This is a genomic window from Rhizobium sp. UFLA01-1127 (assembly GCF_059803845.1).
This window is the reverse complement of the sequence record NZ_JAUQTZ010000229.1, coordinates 1-5,585: the sequence shown is the minus strand read 5'-3', so window position 1 is coordinate 5,585 and position 5,585 is coordinate 1. Positions and strand designations below refer to the sequence as shown.

The following is a 5,585-nucleotide window of genomic DNA, read 5'->3' as shown; positions in this document are numbered from 1 at the left end:
GGGCAGAAGCAGCGACAGAAGCAGAACCGAACCGACATAGAAGATCAGCAGGCGGGCGACCACCGTGCGGATCGCACCGGGCATGACCTTGCGCGGATCTTCCGTCTCGCCGGCGGTCGTGCCGATCAGCTCAATCGATGCATAGGCAAAGACCACGCCTTGAATGATGACGAAGGCTGGCAGAATGCCATTGGGGAAGAAGCCGCCGCTGTCGCTAATGATGCTGAAGCCTGCCGAATGGCCGGCAATGGGAGTGCCGGAGACGACGAAATAGATGCCGATGACGAGGAAACTGACGAGCGCCAGGACCTTCACAAGGCTGAACCAGAATTCGAGTTCGCCGAAAACCTTGACCGACAGAAGGTTCATGACCAGCACGACCATCAGGGCAATCAGTGCGAAAACCCACTGATCGATACCGGCAAGGACGGGAACGTAATGCTTGAAGAAGTTCATGTAGAGGGCAACGGCCGTCACATCGGCAACCGAGGTCATCGCCCAGTTGAGCCAATACATCCAGCCGACGGCAAAGGCCATCTTCTCGCCGTAGAACTCACGGGCATAGGAGACGAAGGAGCCCGAACTCGGGCGGTGCATGATCAACTCACCAAGCGCACGCAGCACCAGGAAGGCGAAAAAGCCGCAGATCGCGTAGACGAAGATCAGCGCCGGGCCGGCTGCGGCAAGCCGCCCGCCAGCACCGAGGAAAAGTCCAGTGCCAATCGCGCCGCCGATCGCGATCATCTGGATCTGACGCGGCTTCAGCGCCTTGTGATAGCCAAGATCCTCATTGGCCGGCGGCTGGCGATCTGCCGGCACATTCTGAATGGTTTCCTGGATGGTTTCGACTGACATTGCTCCTCCCTTGAGCCGTTTGTCCGTGGACAGGTCCGAGGCGCTCGCTTGCGCCCGACAGGATGCCCTTTCGCTTCAATCAAGCCGCCGATCGAAGTCAGCGATCGCCGGTCATGCTGTAATGCTGTATGACAGATTTTTCCTCTTAGACATAGAATTTGCCTGAGGTCAACCCAGCATCAGGCTTGTTGACGCGGTTCGGCGCAATCGATAACAGAATTAAAATCTGTCATACAGCTTGACAGATACAACTTGATTTCGACCATAGGAGGATAATGTGGTCAAGACGCGAAGCGAATATGACCTGTTGGGCGAAAAGGACATCCCGGCCGATGCCTATTGGGGGGTGCACACTGCAAGAGCGGCTGAAAACTTCCAGGTAACAGGCACGCCGATCGGGCGCTATACGCATCTCATCCGCGGCCTCGCATTCGTCAAGGAGGCCGCCGCGCTTGCCAATCATGAACTTGGCCTACTTACCAAAGAAAGGCTCGATGCCATCGTGCGGGCCTGCCGGGAAATCCGCGCCGGCGAGCTGCATGAACAATTCGTCGTCGATGTGATTCAAGGCGGTGCCGGTACATCCACCAACATGAATGCCAACGAGGTCATCGCCAATCGTGCGCTTGAGCTGCTTGGCCATGCCAAGGGCGATTATGCGCATCTGCATCCGAACGATCATGTCAATCTCAGCCAATCGACCAACGACGCCTATCCGACGGCCGTCAATGTCGCGCTGATCGAGGCAATCGACGAACTGGCGGCGGCAATGGAAACGCTGCAGGAAGCCTTCGAACGCAAGGCCAAGGAATTCGACGGCATTTTGAAGGTCGGCCGCACGCAGCTGCAGGACGCCGTGCCGATGACGCTCGGCCAGGAATTCAGGACCTTTTCCGTCATGCTCGGTGAAGACCGGTCCCGCCTGATCGAATCGGCCGCTCTCCTGCATGAGGTCAACCTCGGCGCTACCGCCATCGGCACCGGCCTTAATGCGCCGGTCGGCTATGCCGCCCTTGCCTGCGCCCATCTCGTCCGGCTGACAGGCCGCCCGCTGGTTACTGCAAGCGACCTCATCGAGGCAACACAGGACCCCGGTGCCTTCGTCCATCTGTCGGGCGTGCTGAAACGCGTTGCAGTCAAGCTTTCGAAGACCTGCAACGATCTGCGCCTTTTGTCGTCCGGCCCTCGCGCCGGCATCGGCGAGATCACCCTGCCGGCCATGCAGGCCGGTTCGAGCATCATGCCCGGCAAGGTCAATCCGGTAATCCCGGAAATGGTCAACCAGGTGGCGTTTTCGGTTATCGGCAACGACATCACCGTGACCATGGCGGCGGAAGCAGGCCAGCTCCAGCTCAATGCCTTCGAACCGATTATCGTGCGTTCGCTGTCGGAAAGCATCCTGCATCTGACCGCAGCCTGCCACATCCTTGCCGAACGCTGCGTCGACGGCATCGCGGCCAATCCCGCTCTGATGGCGCAACGCCTGCACGAGTCGATCGGCCTCGCCACGGCGCTCAATCCGCTGATCGGCTATCAGGCAGCCACCAAGGTTGCCCGCGAGGCGCTGGCGAGCGGACGCACGGTGCCGGAGATCGTGCTGGACCATGGATACCTGACCGCCGAGGAGCTTTTCGAGGCGCTGCAGCCAGAGCGGCTCGCCAACCTGCCCGCCGCCCTCAATGCTGAGGCTGATCCTCGCCGATAATCGTGGTCACCACCCGCTTGACCTGACCGAGATGAGCTTCCATCGCCGCGATGGCCTCTTGTTCCGAACCCGCCGCAATCGCCTCGACGATGCGCCGGTGCTCGACATTCGAGGCCAAGCGGCGCTGGGCCATCATGTTGACCAGCTCCGATTGGCGCATCAGCGCATCGCGGGCGTCGGATACGATCTTGGCGAAAACCGCATTCCCCGAAGATTCGGCGATCGTCGAATGGAATTCCGAATCCAGATTCACCCATTTCAAGGGATCGTCCTCTCGATCCATTTCTTCGCAGAGCTCAAGCAATCCCGCCAATTGCTCCTCCGTGCGCCGCAGCGCCGCCCAGCCTGCAGCAGGAACCTCGATGAAGGGTCGCGCCTCGATCAGGTCGCGGGCAGAATAGCCGCCGTAACGCAGCTCCGGACCGGGTGTCGAGGTGACGACATAGGTGCCGCTGCCGGTGCGCGTCTGGGTCAGGCCCAGTGTTTGAAGGGAACGGAGCGCCTCACGGATGATGGGGCGGCTGACACCGTAACGCGCGGCAAGCTGCGACTCGGCGGGCAGCCGTGTCCCGACCGCCAACCGTCCCGATGTAATTGCCGAACGAACATCCTCAAACACCGCCTCGGCAGCGTTTTTCCGACTGATCGGACTTGTATAAGATAACCAATCAGCCACCTCACTCATGACGGCCAAACTTCACAAACATTCTCCGCTTGTCAAGGATCGAACGCGAAACGACAGATATACGCACGGCTCGAAACTATTCGAAAACGCCGGACTTGTGCAGAGAATGGCATTGGCGGCAACTCACGCTTGATGTCTTCTTTGTTGCAATATAAAGAAATCCTTATGTCCTTATATGGGAGTTGGATTTGCCCTTACCCCTGTTTGCCTTGTTTCTGGCCGCGTTTGCTTTCGGCACGACCGAGTTCGTCATCGCAGGCATTCTTCCGGATGTGGCTCAGGACTTAGGTGTCTCGATTCCTTTTGCCGGCTATCTGGTTTCCGGCTATGCGCTCGGAATTGCGCTCGGCGGACCTTTCCTGACCATGGCGACACGACGGGTTTCGCGCCGCACCATTCTCCTTTCCCTGACGATCGTCTTCTGCTTGGGCCAAGTCGCTTGTGCGCTCGCTCCGGACTTCGCAGCCATGCTCTTCTTCCGCGTCGCGACCGCCATCGCTCACGGCGCGTATTTCGGCATTGCCATGGTGGTTGCAGTCGGCCTCGTCCCGCAGGCGTTTCGAGGACGCGCGGTCTCCGTGATCCTCGCAGGCTTGACCGTCTCGAATATTATCGGCGTCCCTGTCGGCGCGGCAATCGGTGGCCTTTGGGGATGGCGCACGACGTTTTGGGCAATGACCTTGGTCGGCGCCCTCGCATTGGCCGCGATATGGGCGCTGATCCCGCCGACGAAAGCCGAAGCCCAGCAATCCGGCCACCTGAGCCGCGAAGTGCGCGTTCTCGGCCGCCAGCAGGTCTGGACATCACTTATCATGATGCTCGCGCTGATGATCGGGCAAATGGTGCCGTTCACCTACATAACCCCGCTTTTGCGCGAAGTGACGGGTCTAGATGCCATGCTCATCCCCTGGGTGCTCCTGCTCAATGGCGTCGGCGCAACACTGGGTGTTGTGATTGGCGGCCGGCTGTCGGACTGGAAACTGATGCCTTCGCTGATCGTGCTGCTCGCCATTCAGGCCGCGATACTCGTCGCCCTTTACCTGGTAAGCCCCTATCCCTTGCTGATGAGCCTGACGATTTTCATTTGGGGTGCCCTTAATTTTGCGATTGGCACTCCCATCCAGGCCCGCATCCTGATGTGGACCGCCGATGCGCCGGGCCTTGCCTCCTCGCTCATCCCATCGGGATTCAATATCGGTATTGCGATCGCGGCAAGCGTCGGCGCCGCTCTGCTCGAAAGTGGATATGGCTATCGCAGCTTGCCCGTGCTCGGCGCTGTCGCGCTTGCCCTGGCCTGCGTGGTTGCCATCCTCTCCGCGGCGCGCGAAAGGCGCAGCGGCGCCATCCCGCCGCACGCGGCTCTCACGTAATTTCCAGATGCCTGCTCCGGGAATTGGCGCATGGGATCAATCATATCCCCTGCCCGCTGGCCGGATTTGTTTCGATCAGGCGCGCCTCGTGTTCTCCTCTCACCCACCCGAGCCATAAAAAACTATAGGCCGGCGTCGTAGCGCACTCGAGCATCCTGAATGATATCCTGATTGGAATCAGCCCAGGTTACGAGCGCCATCACCGGGGCAAGCAACGTCCGTCCGACATCGGTCAGCTCATAGTCGACACGAGGCGGGATGGTGGGAAACAGCGATCTCTTCACCAGCCCGTCACGCTCCAGCCCGCGCAGGGTCAATGTCAGCATCCGTTGCGAGATACCATCAATACGGCGGCGCAACTGATTAAAACGGACAGGACCGCCCTTCAGCGTGGCAATGACGTACAAGCTCCACTTGTCGCCGACCAGATCAAGGATTTCTCGGACCATCCGACAGTCGTAACCGTCGCCGGGGATAGGAAAATCGGTGTGACTGAGTGCCATGAATGTGCCTTCTTGCGGGAATTGTCCCGGTTACCATAATAGCGTCAGTAACTATTATTTACCACTAGACACCCGCAGGGAGCAATCATGACCAGCATTCTACTCGTAACCTCAAGCCCACGCGGCGCAGAGGGCCTGTCCACTCGTTTTGCAACGGAAATCGCGGAAGGGCTCAAAGCCCGCTCCGGCGGCACGATCACCGTCCGCGATCTGGCGACAAACCCGCTGCAGCACATTGCGCCGGCCTATATCAACGGCCGCGCGATACCATCGGAGAGCCGCACGCCTGAACAGGCGGAAGCCGTCGCGCTCGCCGAAGCACTGGTCGATGAACTGCGTCATGCCGACACCGTCGTCATTGGGTCCAGCATGATCAACTTCGGGCCATCCTCTCTCCTCAAGGCCTGGTTCGATCACATCATCTGGCCGGGCGTGACCTTCGGTTACGGAGAAGATGGCCCTAAAGG

The 5,585-nt window shown here is 59.7% G+C and carries 6 protein-coding genes; 3 read left to right on the top strand and 3 right to left on the bottom strand.

Annotated features, from left to right (window positions below):
- The coding region (locus tag Q4Q11_RS30675) for an amino acid permease (RefSeq protein WP_498571843.1) at positions 1-855 on the bottom strand (855 nt) is incomplete at its 3' end.
- Positions 856-1,132: 277 nt separating this feature from the next.
- Between Q4Q11_RS30675 and Q4Q11_RS30670 the strand changes: the two genes are divergently transcribed.
- On the top strand, positions 1,133-2,560 hold the full coding sequence (locus Q4Q11_RS30670; protein WP_112503997.1) for an aspartate ammonia-lyase: 1,428 nt from the start codon (positions 1,133-1,135) through the stop codon (positions 2,558-2,560).
- Here Q4Q11_RS30670 and Q4Q11_RS30665 read toward each other — a convergent pair.
- Positions 2,532-3,245 (bottom strand): FadR/GntR family transcriptional regulator, encoded by a 714-nt coding sequence (locus Q4Q11_RS30665; protein ID WP_112503995.1) that lies wholly within the window; start codon positions 3,243-3,245, stop codon positions 2,532-2,534. The genes Q4Q11_RS30670 and Q4Q11_RS30665 overlap by 29 nt on opposite strands.
- Positions 3,246-3,433: 188 nt before the next feature.
- Here Q4Q11_RS30665 and Q4Q11_RS30660 point away from each other — a divergent pair, with 188 nt between their 5' ends.
- Positions 3,434-4,615: an MFS transporter gene (locus tag Q4Q11_RS30660; protein WP_498571842.1), complete on the top strand. Its 1,182-nt coding sequence runs from the start codon at positions 3,434-3,436 to the stop codon at positions 4,613-4,615.
- 122 nt (positions 4,616-4,737) lie between these two features.
- Here the strand turns inward: Q4Q11_RS30660 and Q4Q11_RS30655 are convergent, their stop codons facing one another.
- Complete coding sequence (locus Q4Q11_RS30655; protein WP_498571841.1) at positions 4,738-5,118, bottom strand: winged helix-turn-helix transcriptional regulator; 381 nt, start codon at positions 5,116-5,118, stop codon at positions 4,738-4,740.
- Positions 5,119-5,205: 87 nt separating this feature from the next.
- On the opposite strand from Q4Q11_RS30655, the gene Q4Q11_RS30650 reads away from it, so the two are divergent.
- Positions 5,206-5,585 (top strand): FMN-dependent NADH-azoreductase (locus Q4Q11_RS30650; RefSeq protein ID WP_498571840.1); only part of this gene is annotated, 380 nt, incomplete at its 3' end.